Source organism: Streptomyces sp. NPDC031466, from assembly GCF_055581265.1.
Genome location: NZ_JBVIJT010000011.1, coordinates 78,067 through 99,475 on the forward strand (window position 1 = coordinate 78,067; position 21,409 = coordinate 99,475).

At 74.2% G+C, this 21,409-nt stretch carries 20 protein-coding genes; 12 read left to right on the forward strand and 8 right to left on the reverse strand.

Translation table 11 applies throughout. From position 1 onward, the window contains the following. Positions 1-290: 290 nt before the first annotated feature. Positions 291-1,421 (reverse strand): ribosome small subunit-dependent GTPase A, encoded by a 1,131-nt coding sequence (gene rsgA, locus ACZ5GP_RS26765; RefSeq protein ID WP_468753425.1) that lies wholly within the window; start codon positions 1,419-1,421, stop codon positions 291-293. 299 nt (positions 1,422-1,720) lie between these two features. Beyond that, a complete protein-coding gene (locus ACZ5GP_RS26770; protein WP_468753234.1) occupies positions 1,721-2,302 on the reverse strand; it encodes a GNAT family N-acetyltransferase in 582 nt (193 codons plus the stop codon). 217 nt (positions 2,303-2,519) lie between these two features. Between ACZ5GP_RS26770 and ACZ5GP_RS26775 the strand changes: the two genes are divergently transcribed. Together ACZ5GP_RS26775 and ACZ5GP_RS26780 are read left to right on the forward strand one after the other, a co-directional pair. After that, positions 2,520-3,746 carry a cytochrome P450 gene (locus ACZ5GP_RS26775; protein ID WP_468753235.1) on the forward strand — a complete coding sequence of 409 codons (1,227 nt, stop codon included), beginning with the start codon at positions 2,520-2,522 and terminating at the stop codon, positions 3,744-3,746. An 11-nt stretch (positions 3,747-3,757) separates the two neighbouring features. Further along, complete coding sequence (locus tag ACZ5GP_RS26780; RefSeq protein ID WP_468753236.1) at positions 3,758-3,982, forward strand: ferredoxin; 225 nt, start codon at positions 3,758-3,760, stop codon at positions 3,980-3,982. A 33-nt stretch (positions 3,983-4,015) separates the two neighbouring features. Here the strand turns inward: ACZ5GP_RS26780 and ACZ5GP_RS26785 are convergent, their stop codons facing one another. Beyond that, a complete protein-coding gene (locus tag ACZ5GP_RS26785) occupies positions 4,016-6,583 on the reverse strand; it encodes a polysaccharide lyase family 8 super-sandwich domain-containing protein (protein ID WP_468753237.1) in 2,568 nt (855 codons plus the stop codon). 165 nt (positions 6,584-6,748) lie between these two features. On the opposite strand from ACZ5GP_RS26785, the gene ACZ5GP_RS26790 reads away from it, so the two are divergent. Both ACZ5GP_RS26790 and ACZ5GP_RS26795 read left to right on the forward strand, forming a co-directional pair. Beyond that, on the forward strand, positions 6,749-8,026 hold the full coding sequence (locus tag ACZ5GP_RS26790; RefSeq protein ID WP_468753238.1) for a hypothetical protein: 1,278 nt from the start codon (positions 6,749-6,751) through the stop codon (positions 8,024-8,026). Beyond that, on the forward strand, positions 8,014-9,285 hold the full coding sequence (locus ACZ5GP_RS26795; protein WP_468753239.1) for a hypothetical protein: 1,272 nt from the start codon (positions 8,014-8,016) through the stop codon (positions 9,283-9,285). The genes ACZ5GP_RS26790 and ACZ5GP_RS26795 overlap by 13 nt, the downstream gene beginning before the upstream one ends. Positions 9,286-9,439: 154 nt before the next feature. Here the strand turns inward: ACZ5GP_RS26795 and ACZ5GP_RS26800 are convergent, their stop codons facing one another. Then, a complete protein-coding gene (locus ACZ5GP_RS26800; protein WP_468753240.1) occupies positions 9,440-10,132 on the reverse strand; it encodes a pyridoxamine 5'-phosphate oxidase family protein in 693 nt (230 codons plus the stop codon). 185 nt (positions 10,133-10,317) lie between these two features. On the opposite strand from ACZ5GP_RS26800, the gene ACZ5GP_RS26805 reads away from it, so the two are divergent. From ACZ5GP_RS26805 to ACZ5GP_RS26815, 3 genes are read left to right on the forward strand one after another with little or no spacing between them, the layout of a single operon-like run. Continuing rightward, positions 10,318-13,227 carry a glycoside hydrolase family 2 TIM barrel-domain containing protein gene (locus tag ACZ5GP_RS26805; protein ID WP_468753241.1) on the forward strand — a complete coding sequence of 970 codons (2,910 nt, stop codon included), beginning with the start codon at positions 10,318-10,320 and terminating at the stop codon, positions 13,225-13,227. Further along, on the forward strand, positions 13,218-13,364 hold the full coding sequence (locus ACZ5GP_RS26810) for a hypothetical protein (protein ID WP_468753242.1): 147 nt from the start codon (positions 13,218-13,220) through the stop codon (positions 13,362-13,364). Before ACZ5GP_RS26805 ends, ACZ5GP_RS26810 begins: the two co-directional genes overlap by 10 nt. A gap of 45 nt (positions 13,365-13,409) precedes the next feature. Then, positions 13,410-14,147, forward strand: a complete 738-nt coding sequence (locus tag ACZ5GP_RS26815; RefSeq protein WP_468753243.1) for a hypothetical protein — start codon at positions 13,410-13,412, stop codon at positions 14,145-14,147. Here the strand turns inward: ACZ5GP_RS26815 and ACZ5GP_RS26820 are convergent. Further along, positions 14,137-14,304 carry a hypothetical protein gene (locus tag ACZ5GP_RS26820; protein WP_468753244.1) on the reverse strand — a complete coding sequence of 56 codons (168 nt, stop codon included), beginning with the start codon at positions 14,302-14,304 and terminating at the stop codon, positions 14,137-14,139. The genes ACZ5GP_RS26815 and ACZ5GP_RS26820 overlap by 11 nt on opposite strands. Before the next feature lie 25 nt (positions 14,305-14,329). On the opposite strand from ACZ5GP_RS26820, the gene ACZ5GP_RS26825 reads away from it, so the two are divergent. Further along, positions 14,330-14,761, forward strand: a complete 432-nt coding sequence (locus ACZ5GP_RS26825; RefSeq protein ID WP_468753245.1) for a VOC family protein — start codon at positions 14,330-14,332, stop codon at positions 14,759-14,761. Here the strand turns inward: ACZ5GP_RS26825 and ACZ5GP_RS26830 are convergent. Both ACZ5GP_RS26830 and ACZ5GP_RS26835 read right to left on the reverse strand, forming a co-directional pair. Then, on the reverse strand, positions 14,744-15,469 hold the full coding sequence (locus ACZ5GP_RS26830) for a helix-turn-helix domain-containing protein (RefSeq protein ID WP_468753246.1): 726 nt from the start codon (positions 15,467-15,469) through the stop codon (positions 14,744-14,746). The genes ACZ5GP_RS26825 and ACZ5GP_RS26830 overlap by 18 nt on opposite strands. A 9-nt stretch (positions 15,470-15,478) precedes the next feature. After that, a complete protein-coding gene (locus tag ACZ5GP_RS26835) occupies positions 15,479-16,417 on the reverse strand; it encodes an AraC family transcriptional regulator (protein WP_468753247.1) in 939 nt (312 codons plus the stop codon). Between the two features lie 80 nt (positions 16,418-16,497). Here ACZ5GP_RS26835 and ACZ5GP_RS26840 point away from each other — a divergent pair, with 80 nt between their 5' ends. Beyond that, positions 16,498-17,373 (forward strand): NmrA family NAD(P)-binding protein, encoded by an 876-nt coding sequence (locus ACZ5GP_RS26840; RefSeq protein ID WP_468753248.1) that lies wholly within the window; start codon positions 16,498-16,500, stop codon positions 17,371-17,373. A gap of 81 nt (positions 17,374-17,454) precedes the next feature. Here ACZ5GP_RS26840 and ACZ5GP_RS26845 read toward each other — a convergent pair whose 3' ends face one another. After that, positions 17,455-18,591, reverse strand: a complete 1,137-nt coding sequence (locus tag ACZ5GP_RS26845; protein WP_468753249.1) for a YihY/virulence factor BrkB family protein — start codon at positions 18,589-18,591, stop codon at positions 17,455-17,457. A gap of 17 nt (positions 18,592-18,608) precedes the next feature. Here ACZ5GP_RS26845 and ACZ5GP_RS26850 point away from each other — a divergent pair, with 17 nt between their 5' ends. The 3 genes from ACZ5GP_RS26850 (at position 18,609) to ACZ5GP_RS26860 (ending at position 21,362) form a co-directional block, all read left to right on the forward strand. Continuing rightward, the gene (locus ACZ5GP_RS26850) at positions 18,609-20,243 is read left to right on the forward strand and encodes an acyl-CoA dehydrogenase family protein (RefSeq protein ID WP_468753250.1); all 1,635 of its coding nucleotides are present in this window, start codon (positions 18,609-18,611) and stop codon (positions 20,241-20,243) included. Between the two features lie 335 nt (positions 20,244-20,578). Next, positions 20,579-21,166, forward strand: a complete 588-nt coding sequence (locus ACZ5GP_RS26855; protein ID WP_468753251.1) for a GNAT family N-acetyltransferase — start codon at positions 20,579-20,581, stop codon at positions 21,164-21,166. A 112-nt stretch (positions 21,167-21,278) separates the two neighbouring features. Next, positions 21,279-21,362, forward strand: coding sequence for a putative leader peptide (locus tag ACZ5GP_RS26860; RefSeq protein ID WP_355806261.1), 84 nt, complete (start codon positions 21,279-21,281; stop codon positions 21,360-21,362). The last annotated feature ends 47 nt before the right edge of the window (positions 21,363-21,409 follow it).

Sequence of the window (21,409 nt, forward strand, 5' to 3'; positions counted from 1 at the left end):
ACCTGGCGGCGCGGGAGGCTGGCGGGATTCGGACACGGAACTCCCGGGGAGCCGGTTCCGGGTCGTGTGCCGTTGGCCCAGGGCCGTGCGGCCCCGCGCGGACCTGGCGGTCCCCGGGCGACCCCGCCAGGCTGTACGGTCCCGACAGGCCCGAGGCGGCCCTCGACCGGGCCCCCCGGACCTGCCCCAGGCACGCCCTTTGCGGGCCCCGCCGGGCGCGAGCAACCGCGACACGCACGCCGCGACTCCCCCGCCCCGGCGAAGCCCGCCCGGCCCCGCCCCGCGGGCCACTACCGGAGGCGCCCCCGCTTCACCTCCAGGGCCGCGCGGCCCTCCGCGTGCCGCAGCCGCCACACGCGGCGCAGCTCCGCGCGGGCCCGGACGTCCGTCTTGGCGACGATGCGCTGGTTCTCGCGGATCAGCTTGCGGTAGCTGTCGAGACGGCGTTCGGGAAGCGTGCCGTCCGCGACGGCGGCGAGCACCGCGCAGCCGGGCTCCGCGCCGTGGGCGCAGTCGTGGAACCGGCAGTTCTCCGCCAGCTCCTCGATCTCGGAGAAGACCTGCCCGACGCCCGTCTCGGCGTCCCACAGGCCGACGCCGCGCAGCCCCGGCGTGTCGATGAGGACACCGCCACCGGGCAGCGGCAGGAGGTTGCGGGTCGTCGTGGTGTGGCGGCCCTTGCCGTCGACGTCACGGATCGCCCGGACCGCCATGATGTCGGCCCCGGCGAGCGCGTTGGCCAGCGTGGACTTGCCCGCGCCGGACTGGCCGAGCAGCACCGAGGTGCCCCCGGAGACGACCGCGGCGAGGATGTCGACGCCGGTGCCGGTCGTGGCGCTGACCGTCAGCACCTGTACGCCGGGGGCGGCGGTCTCCACGTCCTCGACCAGGTGGGCGAGTGTGGCGTCGTCCGGCACGAGGTCGGCCTTGGTGAGCACGACGACCGGCTGCCCGCCCGACTCCCAGCCGAGGGCGAGGAACCGCTCGATGCGGCCGAGGTCCAGCTCGACGGAGAGCGGGACCGCGATGATCGAGTGGTCGACGTTGGCGGCGAGGATCTGTCCCTCGGACCGCTTGGACGAGGTGGAGCGCACGAAGGACGTACGCCGCGGCAGATACGCGCGTACGTAGCGGGGGTCGCCGCCGTCCGGGTCGACGGCGGCCCAGTCACCGGTGCAGATGACCTTCAGCGGGTCGCGGGGCGTGACGAACTCGGTGTCGGCGCGCACGGTCCCGTCGGCGGTGACGAGGTCGCACTGCCCGCGGTCCACGCGCACGACCCGGCCGGGCAGCAGCCCCTGGGCCGCGTAGGGCGCGAACTCGGCCTCCCAGCCCGCGTCCCAGCCGTAGGGGGCCAGGGGGTGGGCGGCGGAAGCTGCGGGAGAGGGGGACGAACCCGTGTAAGACGGGGTGGAACCCAGCGCGGAGGAGAACGGCAGAGAGGAGAAAGACAAGGGGTGACCCTTCACAGGGGTGGCCCCGGCGCGCGCGCCGACAGACGCGCGGCGACATGACGGTTGGTCAGCCGGTGGCCACGGAGGTGGAGTTGACGTACTTCCTGATGTGGGCAACGCCCGTCACGACGACAGCCATCGGTCACACCTCCTGGTTCTGCCGGGCCGATACCGGCGGCCGGGACTCCGGCCGCCGAGGAACGAGACGCAGCTTAGATCCCCTGCCTCTCGGGGCGCCAACGATTTAATCGTCGGGGCCGGACCCGCTATCGGCCGGGGCCGGACCCGTCGCCCCGGTCCTGTCGCGCGGCCCGCCACTCGGGGGCGAGCACCGCCCAGACCTCGGTGTCCTGCCGGACGCCCCGGTAGAGGTCGTTCTCCCGCTGGACGCCTTCCAGGCTCATGCCGAGCCGCTTGGCCACGTTGACGCTGGGGCGGTTCTCGGGGGCCACCAGCCACTCCACCCGGTGCATCCCGCGCACCTCGAACGCCCAATCGATGAGAACGCGCACGGCGCGTGTGACCAGGCCGCGCCCCGCGGCGGACGGTTCAAGCCAGCAGCCCGCCTCGCAGGTGCCGGCGGCGGCGTCGAAGGCCCGCAGGAGGACGCCGCCGACGAGGCGCCCGTCCAGCCAGATGCCGCACAGCCGGCCGGAGTCGGCGGCGGTCTTGTCGGCGTAGACCTGGAGCCAGGCGCGCACGGCCGCCAGGTCGGCCGTGATGTCGGGGAGGCCGACGTACTGGCCGATGAAGTCGCGGCCACGGTCCATGTGGGCGAGGAACTCCTCGGCCCGCCACGGCTCCAGCGGGCGCAGTTCGGCTCCGTCACCCAGCGATGTCGCGAACATTTCCCTCGTCCTCTTCGATGGCCGCGCGGTCGTCGTGGATCTTCGCACGGCCGGTGGCCGCGTCCCGGGGGCGTTCGGAGCCCCGGACGGGGAGGGCTCAATTCCGGACAGATCAATGACCCCGGCGATCTGGCCGGTTGTGTGGTGTACGAAATAGATGCCCCAGGCATCCACTGGGGGCAGGTACCGGGAACATCCGCGCTTGCGAGGTATATCCATGACGAAACCGGCCGAACCGATGCGGCGGACCGCCCCCATCGACTTCCCCCAGGACCGCACCTGCCCCTACCACCCGCCCACCGCCTACGCGCCCCTGCGCGAGGCCCGGCCGCTCGCCCGCGTCACCCTCTTCGACGGCCGCGAGGTGTGGGCGGTGACCGGGCACGCGGTGGCCCGCGACCTGCTCGCCGACCCACGGCTGTCCGCCGACCGCACCCACCCCGACTTCCCCGCGCCCACCGAACGCTTCGCCCGCGTCCGCAACCGCAGCGTCGCCCTGCTCGGCGTGGACGATCCCCGGCACAACACCCAGCGCCGGATGCTGATCCCGAGCTTCTCGGTCAAGCGCGTCGCCGCCCTGCGTCCGGCGATCCAGGAGACCGTCGACCGGCTCCTGGACGCCATGGAGGCGCAGGGGCCGCCCGTCGAGCTGGTGGAGGCGTTCGCGCTGCCGTTGCCGTCCATCGTGATCTGCGCCCTGCTCGGGGTGCCCTACGCCGACCACGACTTCTTCGAGGAGAGGTCACGGCGGCTGCTGCGCGGCCCGAGGGCCGAGGACACCGAGGCGGCCCGGGACGAACTCGACGCCTACTTCCACCGGTTGATCGACCACAAGCGCGCGAACCCGGGTGACGGCCTCCTGGACGAGCTGATCCACCGGCAGCTCGCGCAGGGCACGGTGACCCCCGAGGAGCTGGTCAGCTTCGCCACGATCCTGCTCGTCGCGGGGCACGAGACCACGGCGAACATGCTCTCCCTCGGTACGTTCACCCTGCTCCGGCATCCCGAGCGGCTCACCGAGATGACGGCCGGGCCCGGCCGCGAGGAGCGGCTGCTGCCCGCCGTGGTCGAGGAGTTGCTGCGCTATCTGTCCATCGCGGACGGGCTGCTGCGGGTGGTGAAGGAGGACATCGAGATCGCGGGCAACACCCTGCGCGCCGGTGACGGCGTCGTCTTCTCCACCTCCCTCATCAACCGCGACGACGCGGCCTTCGAGGCACCGGAGGAGCTGGACTGGCGCCGTGCCACCCCGCACCACCTGGCCTTCGGGTTCGGCGTCCACCAGTGCCTGGGCCAGAACCTCGCCCGCGCGGAGATCGAGATCGCCCTGTCCTCCCTCTTCGATCGGCTGCCGGGCCTGCGTCTCGCCGCACCCGCCGAGGACATCCCCTTCAAACCCGGCGACACGGTCCAGGGCATGCTCGAACTCCCGGTCACATGGTAGGAGTTGCTCCCATGACACAGGGCGCGGCGGACAGGGCGATACGGATCGACACGGACCGGTGCGTGGGCGCGGGCATGTGCGCGCTCACCGCGCCGGGCGTCTTCACGCAGGACGACGACGGCTTCAGCCAGGTGCTGCCGGGCCGCGAGGACGGCGGCGGCGACCCGATGGTGCGCGAGGCCGTTCGGGCGTGCCCGGTGCAGGCGATCACCGCACCGGGGGCCGCCGAGGACTGAACGGGCGGCACGCGACCTCCGCCCAACGGGGGTTCAGGCACGCAGGGTGACCGTGAAGCTCCTGCCGTACGCGTGGTGCGTGTCGACGTCGATCCGGGTGCCGCCGGGGGCCCGGCTCACCCGCACGCCCGGGTCCGCGGCGACCTTGCGCAGGCCGCGCCCCCGGAGGAGGACGGTGATCGTGTCCCGGCCCGTCGTCGGGTCGGACACCGCGACGGTGACGCCCCGCCCAGGACGTGCCTCACGGCGCACGATGACCGAGGCGGGGCCTTCGACGCGCACGCCCGCGGCCTCGTGCCGTCCGGGCGTGAAGGTGTTGACGGCGGTCAGGCCGAGGCCGGTGTGGGAGAGGGCCTGCGACCGGGTCGAGTTGGCGAGGACCCTGAGCGGGCCGTGCCGGGTGTGGGCGCGCAGCCGGTCCTCGGTGGCGTTCGGCACGAGGGCGTAGGCCAGGCGGGCCGGGCCGGCCCCGGCGGGAGTGTCGAGGCGCACGCCGAGGACGGAACGGGTCACCTGCGTATCGGCGTTGGCGGTGCGCACGAGGCGGCGGCTGCGGGTGACCCGGTCCAGGCTCACCCGCACCGGCGGGGTGTCGAGGAAGACATAGCCGACGGCGGTGTCCCGGGTGGCGTTGGCGTACCGCAGCCACCACAGGTCGGCGGTGCCGGGGCCGGACCAGGCGCGGCCGTCACGGCGCGCGCCGGTGAGCGAGGTCAGGTCGTCGGGGGCGGCGGTGCGGGCGTCGACGGTCGTGGTCACGGCCCGTCCTCCGCCGTCGCCGACCCCCGCGGCGAGCACCACGATCTCGTCGTCCAGCAGGAACCACGACTTGGTCGCCGTCGCGCCCCGGTACACCACGAAGTCGTCCGGGAGCAGGGCCCGGTCGCGGTAGGCCGCGTCACTGGACTGCACCATGCTCGCGGTGCCGTACGCCCCGAGGACGGCGCCACCCGAGTGGGCGTTCGTGCCGCGCGGGAAGTACACGTACTTGTTCTGCGACTCGGAGGACGCGGTGAAGTGCAGCGGGTGACCGGGGTTGTCGTAGAAGGCCTTGCCGTACAACTCCGGTACCGTGCGCCGCTGTTCCACGGGGGCGGTGACGCCGGCGAGGCCGTAGGGCGAGACGGTGGTGTAGTGGTCGACGCCGTACGCCTGGGTCTGGTCCTGGCCGGAGAGGTAGAGGTAGTAGGCACCGTCGCCCTGGAACCACGGCATGAGGTTCTCGCCGTTCATGTACTCGTACTTGCTGATCCGCTCGGAGCTGCGCGCGAGGGCGAAGGCGTAGCCGGGCCTGCGGTGCACCGTCCGGTCCATGGCGTTGAAGGCGACGCTGCGTTCGGCGGGGTTGAGGTCGGCGGGGCGCACGGCGGGGTCGCCGAGGATGTCGGCGTGGCGCACGATGCTGACCGGGGAGACGAACCGGGCCGGGTCGAGGGGCGCCCGCGAGGTGGCCGCGATGTGCTTGACGTAGCTCTTCAGCGCGTCGGCCGCGCGCTCCAGGGCGCTGGTCCCGGCTCGGGCCGCCAGGGAGGCGAGGTCGACGACGGCCTCCACGACCACCGCCACGTCGGCGTATCCGGAGTCGGCGCGTGCCACGGCCCGGCCCTTGACGATCTCCATCATCCAGCCCTCGAAGATCAGCGGGGCGAAGCCGTCCTTCACCCAGCCGTGGACGGTCGGCAGCAGTTCCCCGCCGTGCGCGAAGCCGGTGCCGTCGAGGAACTTGAGGGTCTGCACGACGCGGGTGAGCAGGCCTTTGCCGTACGAGCCGGTGTAGGCGACGGAGGCGTGCTGGAGGAACGAGCCGTCCGCGTAGTGGCCGTCCGTCACCCCGTGGCGCGGCCGGTAGGGGTCGACGGTGAGGAACACCGTCAGCTGGTCGGTGAGCGCCTTGCGGACGCGGGCCTCGCCGCCTTCGTCGAGGAGGGCGCCCTGGAGGATGCGGTTGGTGGTGATGTCGGCGAGGTTGGCGCCGGTGTGGAAGCGGGAGTCGAGGTTCACGTCGCCGTCGGTGCCGTTGCGCAGGTAGGCGTCCATCGAGGCGACGTAGGTGCGCACGAGGGAGGGACGGTGGGCGCGCACTTCGTCGGCGAGCAGCACCAGGGTCCTGCTGATGTGCTGGGAGATGCCGATCTCCCAGTGGAACCAGTTGCCGTAGTAGCCCTTGGTCTGGTCGCCGTAGTGGCGCTCGTGCAGCCAGGCCAGGCCGTCGATCACCCGGCGCTGCACGGCGCTGTCGCCGTACAGCCCGGACGGGCCGGGCGTGCGGGTGGCCAGGGCGATCTCGTACAGCCGGCGGAAGGCGGTGTCGAGGTTCGTCTCGTCGGTGCCGAGCGGCAGGCCGGCGAACAGCTCGCCCTGGCCCGCGCCGTCCATCGCCCTGAGGTTCGCCCGCGCCGTCCGGTCGACGGCGGCGAGCTTCGCCGCCGTCTCCGGCCGGGCGTTGGAGGCGGCGGTCCCCGCGAGGACGGCCACCGTGTTGGCGATCAGCAGGGCGCGTCCCTCCGCCACGGCGGCGGCGTCCGCGCGGCCCGCGGGGACCACCGCCAGGAGTCCGGCGGCCGACAGGGCGGACAGCAGTTGTCTGCGGGTGATCTCCATGGCGGCCTCCGCCGGGGGTGTGAGGGGGGCGTTCAGGCGGGCGGAGTCAAGCAGATGCCCCCACCGGCTACAAGGGTCCGCGCGCCGACGCGCCGGACGGCATTGATAGCGTCCCTGTGATCTTGACGCGGTGCGCGGGGGAGACACGGGGGAAAGGGGAGCGCCATGCCCGGGACGGGCGCGCCGCGTGTGGCGCGGGCCGGCACGAAGTGGCTGGTGGCCGCGCTGGCCGCCCTGGTGGTGGCCGTGGCCTGCGTGACGTGGGTCGCCGTGGCGCGCTCCGCGGACGGCGCGGACCGGCTCGCGGCCGGTCGGCGGCAGTTGGCACGGGCCTGTGCGGGCCTGCTCCCGCCGGAGCTGGGCTCCCTCGTGCCGGACGACGGGCCGGGCGTACGGGAGGAGTTCGGCACGATGCTGCGCTCCCGCGAGGAGAGCCGCGCGCTGCTCGACTGCACTCTGTCGTGGGGCGGCGGGGGTGACGCGTGGGAGCCCGACGCGCGCGTGCGGGTGCGGGCCGAGGCCGTCCTCACCCGCGCCTCCCCGCCCGCGCTCGACGCCGGCTTCGCTCTGCCGCTGCCCGAGAGCGCGCTCGGCGCCGTGTCGACCGACGGCCGGCTGAAGGGCAGCACGGTGTCGGCGTCGCTGCTCGCCGACTGCCCCAAGGGCCTGACCGGCCGGATGCGTCCGGCGCGCGACCTGCTCGTCACGGTGGACCTGCCCTCGGCCGCCGACGAGTACCACGTCCCCAGGGCCGACCGCCTCCTCGCCGCCCGTACGGCGGTGCGGGTGGCCGACTGGGTGGCGAAGAGGCAGGGCTGCGGCGGCGCGCCCCTCAAGGCCGCCGCCCACGCGGCACCGGCCAAGGCGCCGAAGCTCTGCGCCTGGCTCTCCCCCGAGGCGCTGCGGTTCGCCGAGGGCGACTGGACCTTCGACCGCGTGGCACCGGCGTTCAGCAGGCGCGCCGGCGCGTGCGGCGGGCGGTGGGAGGACACCGCGGGGCAGCCCGCGGAACGCGCGATCAAGGCCGCGAGCGCGGAGAGCTGGTCGGGGGTGCTCGCGGCCGGGGCGTACGACAGGTTCCGCGGTGAGTCCCAGGTGCCCGGCGCCCACGAGCGGCAGGGCGCCGCGGAGCCCGGTCGCTCCGACGCCGGAAAGCCCGTGACGATCGCCGAGTCCGGCGACGATCCGCTGCTCGCGCTGTGGGCCCGGTCGCGCTGTGCGGCCGGACCGACGTACCACCGGGTCACGGTCACCCCCCGGCTGAGCTTCACGGACGGGCCACAAGAGGGCCGGGCGGTGCTGGAGCCGACGGAGCTGCGGCGGCTGTCGCGGCAGGCCCGCGCCGTCCTCGACCGCTATCTGGCGGCGCCCGGCGGCTGGCCGGAGCGCGCCCGGTGCCGGGACACGGAGATCATGGGAGAGGTACGGCAGTGGCACGACTGACGTGGGGGACGAGGGCGGGGCGTGTGGTCCTCACGTCCTGCGGGGCGCTGGTCGCCCTGGCCCTGCTCGCGGGCGGCTTCTACTGGTGGGGCGGGCCGCGCGAGCGGCACGAGGCCCAGCGGGTGCTCGACGAGGCGTGCGGGGGTGTGCTGCCCTCGGACGAGGTGCGGGCCGTGCTCGGCGAGGGGCCGTTCGCGAGCGGGCCCGGCAGGGTGGGCGTGGTGGCCGAGGACCGGGGCGTACAGGCCGACACGCGCGCGGTGACGTGCACCGTCCGCCGCGACATCGAGCACGGCGCGGGCCGTCCGACGCACGACGCGTCGGTCGGGGTCACCGTGCAGCGGGTGCCGGAGCGGCGTGGGAGCGGCGCGGCCGCGGAGCGCGCCGACCGCCTCCCGCGTGGCAGTGCGTCGTTGTATCCGCAGCTGGCGATCGATCTGCCGCCCGCCGCGCTCGGCCACGGCTGGCGGGGCCTGTTCACCACCGGGGAGAGGCCCGGGGAGAGCGGCACGGGCCTGGCCGGCGGCGGGGCGGCGACCACCGCGGTGTTCCTGGACTGTGCCCGGGGGCGCGGCGGCCTGCTCGTCACCGTCGACGTGGAGGAGGAGGACGCCACGCTCGACGACCCGAGGCGTCGCACCGCCTTCGCGCGCGTCGCCACCGCGACGGCCGCGAAGGCGTCCGGGAAGTGGGGCTGCGACGCCCGGCTCGGCAGGTCGCCGCGGACCGTGGCGCTGCCGGTGAACGCCGACGAGGACGTGCGGCTCGCCGACGCCTCCGGCTCGTGCCGGGGCGTCCCGGGGCCGGGCGCGCGGGGCTCCCGGGCGTGGGAGGGCGCGGGCGCCGGCAGCCCGGTCGAGGTGTGCGTGCTCGCGGCCGGCCGGGTCGGCACGCCGCCCGTCGCCGGGGCCGGCCCGGCGCGCCGCCACCGGCTCGTCGCCTACTACGGGCCGTACGCGGCCGAGGAACGCCTGCGTCAACAGGACCGCTACGGCGGGTACTCCGATGCCCCCGTCCCCGGCGAGGCCCCGGCGGGGAAGCTGGCGGACGGCGGCCACTGGGCGAGCGCGGTGTGCCACGACGGCGCCGGCCCGGCACTGTTCACGGCGCGGCCGGACGACGCGACGCCCGGGACGGACGGTGGGCGACGCTCCCCCAGGGCCTCCGCCACCGACCTGGCGTACGAGCGCGCCGCGCTGAAGGCCTTCGCACGCCGCTCGGCACGCGCACACGGCTGCGAGGCGCCGGAACTGCCCTGAACCGGACGGAGGCCAACGGGCGGGGCGCCGCTCCCCCAGAACCACCGCCGCCGATCCGGCGTACGAGCGCGCCGCGCTGAAGGAGTTCGCGCGCCGCTCGGCACGGGCACACGGCTGCGAGGCGCCGGAACTGCCGTAAGGCAATCGCTCGTTCTCACCCCTGCCGGGTGCCGCCGCGCGCGGTGATGTGGGGCGGTGGCGTGATCCCGGCGGGGAGCAGGGGGTCGGCGACGGGCTCGCCCCAGGTGGCCGTCAGCGGGAGGTTGCCCGCCCAGACGTCGAGCGCGGCGTCCGGTCCCCGCCCGTCCTCCGGCGGTCCGACGGCGGTCTTGACGGAGGCCTCGGCCAGGGAGAGCGCGAGCAGCGTGGTCGCGGCCAGCTCCTTGCGGCTGGGGCGGCGGGCGTAGTCCCACTGGCCGGGCGTGGCGTGTTCGGTGAGCAGGCGCAGGCCGCGCAGTTTCTCGTCGGGGTCGGTCACCTTGCGCGGGACGCCGTGGATCATCGCGCTGCGGTAGTTGACGCCGTGCTCGAACACCGACCGGGCCAGGATCAGCCCGTCGATGTGGGTGACGGTGACGCAGACCGGTGCCCCCGGGTCGGCGGCCAGGCTGCGGCTGGCGACCGAGCCGTGCAGGAAGAGGTGCGTGTCGTCGCGGCCGTAGACCGTGGGCACGACCACCGGGTGGCCGTCGACGACGACGCCTAGGTGGCAGACGAAACCGGCGTCCAGGATCGCCTCGAGGTCGGCGCGCTCCAGGCTGCCCTGTGCGCGCAGGCGGCGGTGGCGGGTGCGGTCGGTCACGGGCAGTTCCGGGGGCAGCGCCGGCGGCTGAGATGGACTGTTCACACGGCGACAAGTTACCGATACCGCGACGCAGTTGCCATCCTTCAACGGATTCAGTTCCTCCGCACACATGCTTCCGCGATATCCGTACCCCGTGCCCCTTCTGTCCAAGTGGCGCCCGCAAAGTCCATCGACTCCCGCTCCGAAACGATGGTCGGCCCCGGCCCCGGCGCGGTCTGATGGAAGGCATGGTTCGCATCGCTCTCCCCCACGACGACGTGTCCCCCGGCACCGGTTGCCTCCCGCCCCGCGCGTGGTACGCCACGTCGGACGCCCCCGCCCTCTGCCTCAACGGCAGTTGGCGCTTCCGCCTCTCCCCCACCGCCGACGCCGAGGACGACGCCTTCGCCGCCGACGGCTACGACGCCGACGACAGCGGCGCCTGGGGCGAGATCACGGTCCCCGGCCACTGGGTGCTCCAAGGGCACGGCACACCGCACTACACCAACCAGCTCTACCCCTTCCCGGTGGACCCGCCGCGGGTGCCGACGGACAACCCCACCGGCGACCATCTGCGCGTCTTCGACCTGCCCGGCGACTGGCCCGCGGCGGGCACGACGGCGCTGCGTTTCGACGGCGTGGAGTCCTGCGCCCGCGTCTGGCTCAACGGCACGGGGCTGGGCGACTTCAAGGGCTCGCGGCTGCCCCACGAGTTCGACGTGGGCCCGCTGCTGCGCCCCGGACGCAACGTCCTCGCGGTCCGCGTCCACCAGTGGTCCGCGGGCTCGTACCTGGAGGACCAGGACCAGTGGTGGCTGCCGGGCATCTTCCGCGACGTGACATTGCTGCACCGGCCCGAGGGCAGCGCGGGCGACCACTTCGTCCACGCGGCCTACGACCACCGCGCGGGGACGGGCACCCTGCGGGTCGACGCGGACGTCCGGGGCCGCGTCACCGTCCCCGAACTGGGCATCGACATGGCGACCGGCGAGAGCGCCACCGTGCCCGTCGAGCCGTGGACCGCCGAGACACCGAGGCTCTACGGCGGGGTCCTCGTTACCGCGGGCGAGCACGTCCCGCTGCGGATCGGCTTCCGTACGGTCGCCGTCGAGGACGGGGTCATCAAGGTCAACGGCCGCCCGATCCTCTTCCGCGGCGTGAACCGCCACGAGTTCCACCCGCGGACGGGCCGCGCCCTCGACGCCGACACGATGCGCGCGGACGTCCTGCTGATGAAGCGGCACAACATCAACGCCGTCCGCACCAGCCACTACCCGCCCCATCCGGCCTTCCTGGACCTCTGCGACGAGCTGGGCCTGTGGGTCGTCGACGAGTGCGACCTGGAGACCCACGGCTTCCAGGCGGTGGGCTGGCGCGGCAACCCCGTCGACGACGACCGCTGGACGCCCGCGCTCCTGGACCGCGCGGCCCGCATGGTCGAGCGCGACAAGAACCACCCCTCGGTCGTCGTCTGGTCGCTGGGCAACGAGTGTGGCACCGGGCGGGGCCTGACCGCCATGGCCGAGTGGATCCGCGCCCGGGACGACAGCCGCCTCCTGCACTACGAGGGCGACCGTTCCTGCGCGGACACCGACCTGTACTCCCGGATGTACGCCGACCACGCCGAGGTCGAACTCATCGGCCGCGGCGAGGACGAGGGACCCGAGTCCCGGCGCCGGCTCCCCTTCGTCCTGTGCGAGTACGCGCACGCGATGGGCAACGGCCCCGGCGGACTCGCCGAGTACCAGAGGCTGTTCGAGAGGTACGAGCGGCTCCAGGGCGGCTTCGTCTGGGAGTGGATCGACCACGGCATCGCGCACCCCGCGTACGAGTACGCCTACGGCGGTGACTTCGGCGAGGAGCCGCACGACGGCAACTTCGTCTGCGACGGGCTCGTCCTGCCCGACCGCACGCCGTCCCCCGGCCTCGTCGAGTACAAGAAGGTGATCGAGCCGGTCCGCATCGACGGCGACGGCCGCGCGGGAGTCGTCCGGATCACCAATCTGCACGACTTCGCGACGCTGGGCCACCTCTCCTTCACCTGGTCCTACGGGGCGGACGGCGCGCCCGTCGCCGACGGCCCGCTCGCCGTGCCCGCGCTCGGACCCGGTGAGCACGCCGAGGCGAAGCTGCCCCCGGCCCCGCCGCACGCCCCGGGGGCCGAGACGGGCTGGACGGTACGCGCGGTGCTCGCCGGCGACACGGGGTGGGCGGAGCGCGGCCATGTGGTGGCCTGGGCCCAGCTGCCCCACGAGGCCGGTACCGTCCGCCCGGCGGCGCGCGGGGCGAGCCCGGTGCGCGACGGCCGGCGGATCGCCCTCGGCCCCGCCGTCTTCGACGAGCGGGGGACGCTGCTGACCCTCGGCGATCTGCGGATCGAGGACCTGCGCCTGGACGTGTGGCGGGCGCCCACCGACAACGACAACGGCATGCCCTGGCGCCCCGAGCCCGCCCTGGCCACGCGGTGGCGCGAGCTCGGCCTGCACCGGATGCAACACCGCCTGGACGCCGTCGAGTCGAGCGAGGACGCCCTGACCGTACGGACCCGGGTGGCGCCCGCCGCGAGCGATCTGGGCCTGCGGACGGTGTACCGCTGGCAGTCGGACGGGGCCCGGCTGCTGCTCGCCCTCGAGGTGGAACCGGAGGGCGAGTGGACGGTGCCGCTGCCGCGTCTCGGCATCCGTTTCGGGCTGCCCGGCGCGCGCGGCCCCGTCCGCTGGTTCGGCGGCGGTCCCGGCGAGGCCTACCCCGACACCCGTGCCGCCTCGATGACGGGCCTGTGGGAGGCCGACGTCGACGCGTTGCAGACCCCGTACGTGCGGCCCCAGGAGAACGGCGCCCGCCCGGACATCCGCTGGGCACGGATCGGCGGTCTGCGGATCGACTCCGGTCACCGGCCGTGGCTCACCGCGCGCCGCTGGACCACCGAGGAACTCGACGCCGCCCGGCACCGCGCGGACCTCGTCCCGGGCCCGACCGTGTGGGTCAATCTCGACATCGGCCAGCACGGCATCGGCACGGGGTCCTGCGGCCCGGGCCCCCTGCCCCCCTACCAACTGCACGCCCGGCCGACGCGGTTGGACGTCACCTTCTCCACCGCCGCGCCCCGGGGAAACGGGGCCGCCCGCAGCCGCTGCACGACGCGTGCGTGGACCTGACCAACACCCGGGAAGAGGTGCGCCGCCCGCACCCCGTGGACTCCTGGCGCCAAGAGGTCCTGCCTCTGTGGATGACCTATCAGGACCTTTCGGCGCTGCGCGCACATGCCGTATGGATGTATCAGCCGGGTACCTGAACCCCGGGACCGGCGCGGACGCGCCCGGACGAGGGAGAGGGTGCTGTGGGTGTTCGGCACGTGCACAAGGCCAAAAGGCTTCTGGAGGAGGCCCTGGCCGGCTCCGGGGAAGGGGAAGCGGAGGGCGACCTGGTGCGGGCCGCCCGCGCGGTCGTGGCGGAACTGGGCGCGCCGGAGCGGCTGCTGCCGCTGGTGACGGAGCTGGCCGCGGGCGTCGGCGACCCCGCGGGGTGCGCGCTCCTGTCGTACCGCCACGTCCTCGGCTTCGACAAACTGCTGCTGATCGACGGCGGGCCCCGGCACCGGCTGCGCGTCCATATGTGGCATCCGGGGGCGAGCGCCCGGGAGGACGTGCACAACCACCGCTCCCCGCTCGCCTCGCACGTGGTGCGGGGCGCGCTCGGCATGGAGCTGTACGAGCCGGTCGGGGACGGCGTGGGCGGGCGGGCCACCGAGCGGTACCGGGAGGCCCTCGCGGACAAGGGGGGCGACTGGCTGCTCGAACCCGTCGGGCGGGCGCGGCTGCGGCTGACGCAGAGCGCGCTGTACGCGGCGGGGAGCGGGTACGCCCTGCCGTCGTACACCCTGCACCGGGCGTGGTGCGCGTCGGCGGCGACGGCGGTGACGCTGTTCCTGGAGACGGGCGCGGGGCGGCGGCGCTACACGGATGTGTTCACCGACCCCGACATGGCGGACGCGCCGGCGCGGGTGGTGGCGAAGAAGCCGCTGGAGGTACGGGACTACCTGGCGGAGCTGAAGGTCCTGACCGGGCTCATCGACTGAAGGCCTGGCGGACGATGCAGCGGTTGCGGTCGTCGATGTCGACGGTGTCCAGCTCGACGGGGGTCGGCCGGCGGTGCTCCCGGTCGGGCAGCGGCAGCGTCACCTCCAGGGTGAGCGGCCTGACCAGGAGGTGTCCGATTCCTTCAAGACCGGTCATCCGTGTGGCACATACGCTCGCGGACATGAACAGCACACCGGTTCCACGATTCGATCTGATCGGCCTCGTCGTCTCCGACATGGCCGCCTCGCTCGCCTTCTACCGCCGGCTCGGCCTCTCGTTCGCGGAGGGTTCACAGAGCGCGCCGCACGTCGAGGCGGAGCTTCCGGGAGGCCTGCGCCTCGCCTTCGACACGGAGGAGACCATCCGCTCCTTCCACCCCGAGTGGCGCCCGCCCACCGGCGGAGGACGGATCGGGCTCGCCTTCCACTGCGGGAGCCCCGAGGGCGTCGACGCCTCGTACGCGGAGCTGACGGGATGCGGGTACCGGAGCGAGCTGGCGCCGTTCGACGCGCCCTGGGGGCAGCGCTACGCGGTGGTGCTCGACCCGGACGGCAACGGCGTGGACCTCTTCGCGCCCGCGGCGGCCGCCGGGCGGTCAGGGAGCGCCGAGTAGCGCGGTCAGCGAGCGGCCCGTCAATTCCTTGACGTCGCGGGCGAGATGGGCCTGGTCGGCGAAGCCGGCGGCGGTGGCGGTGGCCGCGTACGGCAGTCCGGCGCGGGCCAGCGCGAGGGCCCGCTGGAGCCGCAGCACCCGGGCCAGCGTCTTGGGGCCGTAGCCGAACGCGGGCAGTGAGCGGCGGTGCAGTCGGCGGGCGCCGACCCCGAGGGCCGCCGCCGTCGCGGCGACCGATCGGCCCGCGTCCAAGAGGCCGACGACTTCGGCGAGGAAGGGGTCGGGCGGTCCGGTGCCGGCGGCGCGGTCCAGGGCGAGGTCCTCCAGGGCGGCCACCGGATCGCGGGCGCCGTCCACCCGCGCCGTCAGACGGCGCGCCCGTGCCGCGGTCCACAGGTCCGCCAACTCCACCCGTCTGTCCCGCAGTTCGTTGGCGGGGACGCCCAGGATGGCGGGCGCGGTGCCGGGGTGGAAGCGGATGCCCACATGGCGTCCCGCGGCCCCGGCGGCGCCCGGGAGGTGCGCGCGGGTGTCGGGGCCCGCGACGAACAGTCTGCCCTCGGTCCACAGCAGGTCCATGCAGCCGTCGGGCAGTACGGGGCGGGTGGCGCCGGGGCCGGCCGCGGGCGTACGGGTCCACATGACCGCGCCGGGCAGCCGGGACGGCCGTTCGCGGTACTCCCCCTGGTCGCCGGTGCCGTGAGCCATCCCAGCAGGCTACGCGGTACGGATGCGGTGCTCCTGTGGGCTGACCCCGTACACCCGTTTGAAGGCACCGGACAGGGCGAAGGCGCTGCCGTATCCGACCTTGCGGGCTATCGAGGCGATCGTCTGCTCACTGTCGCGCAGCAGGTCGGCGGCGAGCGCGAGCCGCCAGTTCGTCAGGTACGTCATCGGGGGCTCGCCCACCAGGTCGGTGAACCGGCGGGCGAGCGCGGCCCGGGAGACGCCGGCCTTCGCGGCGAGGTCCGCGATCGTCCAGGGGTGCGCCGGGTCGTCCTGGAGCAGCCGCAGGGCGCGGCCCACGACGGGGTCGCCCATGGCCCGGTACCAGGCGGGGGCCGCCGCCTCGGGCCGGGAGAACCAGGCGCGCAGCGCGGCGATCAGGAGGAGGTCCAGGAGCCGGTCGAGGACGACGTCCTGGCCCGGCTCGTCCTTGCCGAGCTCGTCGGCGACCAGCGGGGTGAGCGGGCAGTCCCACACCTCGCCGGGCAGCACCAGCAGCGGTGGCAGCGCGTCCAGGAGCCGTCCGGTGAGTTCGCCCCGCAGCTGGTAGGTGCCGATCAGCATCTCCACGGAGCTGTCGCGGGACTCGCCCCAGGCGCGCAGGCCGAGGTCGGCGTACTTGTCGGGCGGGGCGCCGCCCAGCGGGACGCAGCGCTCGCCCGGCCGGATCTCGGCGAACGGTGCGGTGGCGGGGTCGCCGGCGCAGGTGTAGTGGTCGGGGCCGCGGGCGATGGCGAGGTCGCCGGGGCGGATGCGCTGGGCGGGCGTGCCGTCCTCGGGGACGATCCAGGCGGTGCCGCGCACCATGACCATGACGGACAGGGGCGCCTCGTCCGCGATGCGCACCGACCAGGGCGGGTCGAACAGCGCGCGGATCATGAAGGCGCCCCGGGCGCGCGGGCCCTCCAGCAAGCCTGCGAGTACGTCCATGGCGGCAGCGTAGACGCAGGCGTATGGGCGTGAGCGCCTGGGCGATGGTTGCGGCGCGGGCCGGGCAGTTGACTGAAGCCATGACGACGAACACGGCGAACACGGCGAACACGACCGACTCGATGGACACGGCGAACATGACGGTTTTGGTGACGGGCGCGACCGGGCGGGTGGGGCACAGGGTGGTGGAGTCCGCGGCGGCGGCAGGTCACACGGTGCGGGCGGCCTCGCGGTCCGGGGCGGTGCGGTTCGACTGGACGGACAGCTCGACCTGGGCGGACGCCCTGCGGGGTGCCGACGCGGCGCACCTCGCGTATCTGCCGGACGTCGGCGCGCCCGGCGCGGCCGAGAAGGTCGGCGCGTTCGCCCGGCTCGCGGTGGAACTCGGCGTGCGGCGCCTGACGCTGCTCTCGGCGCGCGGCGAGCACCAGGCGCACGCCACCGAGCAGGCGGTACGGGACTGCGGCGCCGAGTGGACCGTCGTGCGGGCCGCGTGGTTCGCGCAGAACTTCAGCGAGGGACCGCTGCTGGACGGCATGCGGGGCGGGGAGCTGGTCTTCCCGGCCGGTGAGGTGCTCGAACCGTTCATCGACGCGCGGGACATCGCCGACGTGGTGGTGGCCGCGCTGGGCGGCGGCGACCGGTGGGCGGGCCGGACCCTGGACCTGACCGGGCCCCGCCTGCTGTCGTTCCGGCAGGCGGTGGCGGAGATCGCGGGGGCGGCGGGGCGGGAGATGACCTACGTACCGGTGCCTGCGAGGGACTACGGGGCGGCCCTCGGGGAGTTCGGGGTGCCGGCCGAGGAGGCGGAGTTCCTGGTGGAACTGTTCGAGACGACCCTCGACGGAGGCAACGCGGTGCTCTCCGAGGGGGTGCGGGAGGTGCTGGGCCGCGAGCCCAGGGACTTCTCGGAGTTCGCCGAGGAGTGCGCGGCGGTGGGGGTCTGGTCGGCGTGATGCCGCGGGGCCCCGGTCGCCGAAGGGGCCGTGCCGTGCGGCCCCTTCGGTGACCGGGGCGGATGGAGCGGAGCCGGTGACCTACTCCGGTGGGTGGTCGTCCGACCCATGGCGCTTCACATGCGCCCGCAGCCGCGAGGTCACGTCGTCCGGGGGCAGGAAGCGGGACCACCGCTCGGGGAACTCGGACGGCATCTCCGGGTCGTCGGGGTCGAGCCCCTCGCGCGCGGCGGCCGCGCGGGCGACGACCTCGGCGGCCTGGGCCTCCCTTATGCGGTCGTTGGCGGCGCGCGCGGCGGCCGTGGCGACGGACGGCCAGACGCGGTCGATCGCCGCGTTGACCGCGGCGCCCACCAGGACCGCGAAGGCCGACACGCCGATCCACAGGAGCACGGCGACCGGGGCCGCCAGCGAGCCGTAGATCGTGGGGCCCTCCACGGTGCTGGTGAGGTAGATGCGCAGCAGGAAGCTGCCGAGGACCCACATGGCGAGGGCGATCAGCGCGCCCGGCATGTCCTCGACCCACGGCGAGCGCACCGGCACCGACACGTGGTACAGCGTCGTCAGGAAGACGATGGAGAGGATGACGACGACCGGCCAGTACAGGATCTGGACGACCGTCGTCGAGCCGGGCAGGAGTTTCACCACCGCGTCCGGCCCCGCCACCATCAGCGGCAGCGCGACCGAGCCGATGAGCAGCGCCACGATGAAAAGACCGAAGGCGAGGAGCCGCGTCTTGACGATGCCGCGGACGCCGTCGAGGCCGTACATGACGGTGATCGTGTCGATGAACACGTTCACGGCGCGCGAGCCGGACCACAGGGCGAACAGGAAGCCGATGGAGATGATGTCCGGTCGGCTCACCTTCATGACGTCTTCCAGTATCGGCTGCGCGATCTGGCTCACCCCCCGGTCGGACAGGACCGTGCGGGACGCCTCCAGGATGTTGTTCTCGACGCTGGCGATGGTGTTCGCGCCGGTCCACCGGTCGACGTAGGCGAGCAGTCCGATGAGGCTCAGCAGCAGGGGCGGCACGGAGAGCAGCGTGAAGAACGCCGCCTCGGCCGCGAGCCCCAGGATGCGGTACTCGACGCACGAGTTGACGGTGTCCTTGAGCAGCAGCCAGGCGGTCCTGCGCTTGGAGACGTTGCGGTAGAGAGCGCGGGCCCGTTTCCAGCGCCCCGAGGGCCGCCCGGGTGTTTCATTTGCCTGGTGCACCTCCTTACCGTAGCGGCATGGCAGCCAGCACCCACACAGTGACCAACCAGGCTCCGCCCCTGGTCGGATATGACGTCTTCGCCTCCGACCGGGCCCTCGTGGAGGGCGTCGAGCGGCATCTGGATCCGGCGCTCCTCGATTCCACGCGCGAGGAGCTCTCGCTGCTCGGCCGCAGCGCCGGCTCCGCCCAGGCGCAGGAGTGGGGGGCACTGGCCAACGACCACCCGCCGGTGCTGCGCACCCACGACCGGTACGGGCACCGGATCGACGAGGTCGACTTCCATCCGTCCTGGCACCGGCTGCTGGGCAAGGCGGTCGGCGCGGGCCTGACGGCGGCCTGGTCGCGGCCCGGCGGGCACCTGCGGCGGGCCGCGGGGTTCCTGGTGTGGACGCAGACCGAGGGCGGGCACGGCTGCCCGGTGTCGATGACGCACGCCGCGGTGCCCGCGCTGCGCGCCGATCCGGCGCTCGCCGCCGAGTGGGAGCCGCGCCTCACCTCGACCGTCTACGACCAGGGGCTGCGCCCGGCGTCGCAGAAGGCGGGCGTCCTGTTCGGGATGGGCATGACGGAGAAGCAGGGCGGCAGCGACGTGCGGGCCAACACGACGCGCGCGCGGGCCCTGTCCGAGGAGGGCGCCTACGAGCTGACCGGCCACAAGTGGTTCTGCTCCGCCCCGATGTCCGACGGCTTCCTGGTGCTCGCGCAGGCCGAGCAGGGGCTGACCTGCTTCCTCGTGCCGCGCGTGCTGGAGGACGGCACCCGCAACCCGTTCGCCGTCCAGCGGCTCAAGAACAAGCTGGGCAACCGCTCCAACGCCTCCGGCGAGGTCGAGTTCGACGGGACGTGGGCGCGGCGGGTCGGCGACGAGGGGCGCGGGGTGCGCACCATCATCGGGATGGTCGCGGCGACCCGGCTCGACTGTGTGATCGGTTCGGCCGCGCTGATGCGGCAGGCCGTCGCGCAGGCGGTGCACCACGCCACGTACCGGGAGGCGTTCGGCGGCAAGCTGCTCGACAAGCCGCTGATGCGCAACGTCCTGGCGGACCTCGCGCTCGAATCGGAGGCGGCCACGACGCTGGCGCTGCGGCTCGCGGCCGCGTACGACGACGGGGGCGAGCAGGAGCGGGCGTTCCTGCGGCTCGCGGTGCCGGCGGCCAAGTACTGGGTGACCAAGCGGTGCACGCCGATGGTCGGGGAGGCCCTGGAGTGCCTCGGCGGCAACGGCTACGTCGAGGAGTCGGGCATGCCGAGGCTGCTGCGCGAGGCGCCGCTGAACTCCATCTGGGAGGGCTCGGGGAACGTCCAGGCGCTGGACGTCCTGCGGGCGTTGCAGCGGGAGCCGCTGGCCCTGAACGCGTTCCTCCAGGAGGTCGGCGAGGCCCGGGGCGCCGACCACCGGCTGGACGGGGCGATCAAGGACCTGCTGACGGAGCTGGCCGATCTGGACGGCATCGAGGCGCGGGCACGGCGGCTCGTGGAGCGGATGGCGCTGGTGCTCCAGGGCTCCCTGCTCGTGCGGTACGCGCCCCCGGAGGTGGCCGACGCGTTCTGCGCCTCGAGGCTCGGCGGCGACTGGGGCGCGGCGTTCGGCACGCTGCCGCACAGCCTGGACCTGGCCTCGGTGGTGGAGCGGGCAGCGCCGCGTTCCTAGGCGGCGCCGGCCTGGACACGGGTGGTGCCGCGCCGGCACGGGGCCACCCCTGTCCTTTGCGGGTACCGCTACCACTGGGGCGATCCGGGGCGCGCGGAACGGGGCGGGGCCTTGAACAGCGCAGTACGGACGGGCGCGCGTGCGACCGGGCGCGTGCGACCGGGCGCGTGCGGCCGGGCGGGGTGGGCGTGCGGAAGGGGCGGGCGCGCACGAGAGCGGGCACGAGTGGGGCCGGGTGGGCGCGAGTGAGGGCGGAGCCGACGCCCGGGCGCCGCACGGCCCTCCGCCCGGCCCCGGCAGCGGGGCCCGGCCCGGCGCGTGGTTCGCTGAGTCCCATGAGTCTCACCGTCACCACATGGTCGCTGGAGCAGACGTCCCCCCGCGATCTCCTGCCCGCCGCCGCGCCCGAGGGCGACGTGCGGATCGTGCGCGCCGAAGTGCCCTCGCCCGAGTTCAGCCGGTTCCTGTACGCCTCCGTCGGCGGGGACATCCGCTGGACCGACCGGCTCTCCCTCACCTATGCCGAGTGGCGCAAGCTGCTGGAGCGGCCGGGCGTGGAGACGTGGGTCGCGTACGACAGGGGGACGCCCGCCGGGTACGTGGAGCTGGCGGCGCAGGGCGAGCGGGGGGACGCGGCGCCGGGCGTCGTGGAGATCGTCTACTTCGGGCTGCTCCCCTCCTTCCGGGGCCGGCGCATCGGCGGACACCTCCTCTCGTACGGGGTCGCGCGCGCCTGGGACCTGGCCGAACGGTGGCCCGGCCTCGCGCCGACCGAGCGGGTCTGGCTGCACACCTGCTCCAAGGACGGCGAGCACGCCATGGACAATTACCTGCGGCGCGGTTTCCGGCTCTTCGACACCAAGGTCGAGCAGGAACCGGAGGGCGCCGCTCCGGGCCCGTGGCCGGGGGCCCAGCGCGACTGACGCGGCGACCGACGCTGTGACCGACGACACCTCTGTCCACGATACGGGACAGAGGTGTCCACATTCTGGATAATGCTGGACTGGGCCGAAAGTCCCGTGACACGCTTCCGTCATGGATCGCACTGGAACCGCCTTGGTGAGTCGGCGTCACGTCGACCTCGGCCGCATGTCCAGCGCCATGTGTCCGGCCCGCTGACCGCCTCAGCGCCGCCGCACCTCCACCCCCTCGCTCGTCCCTGATCC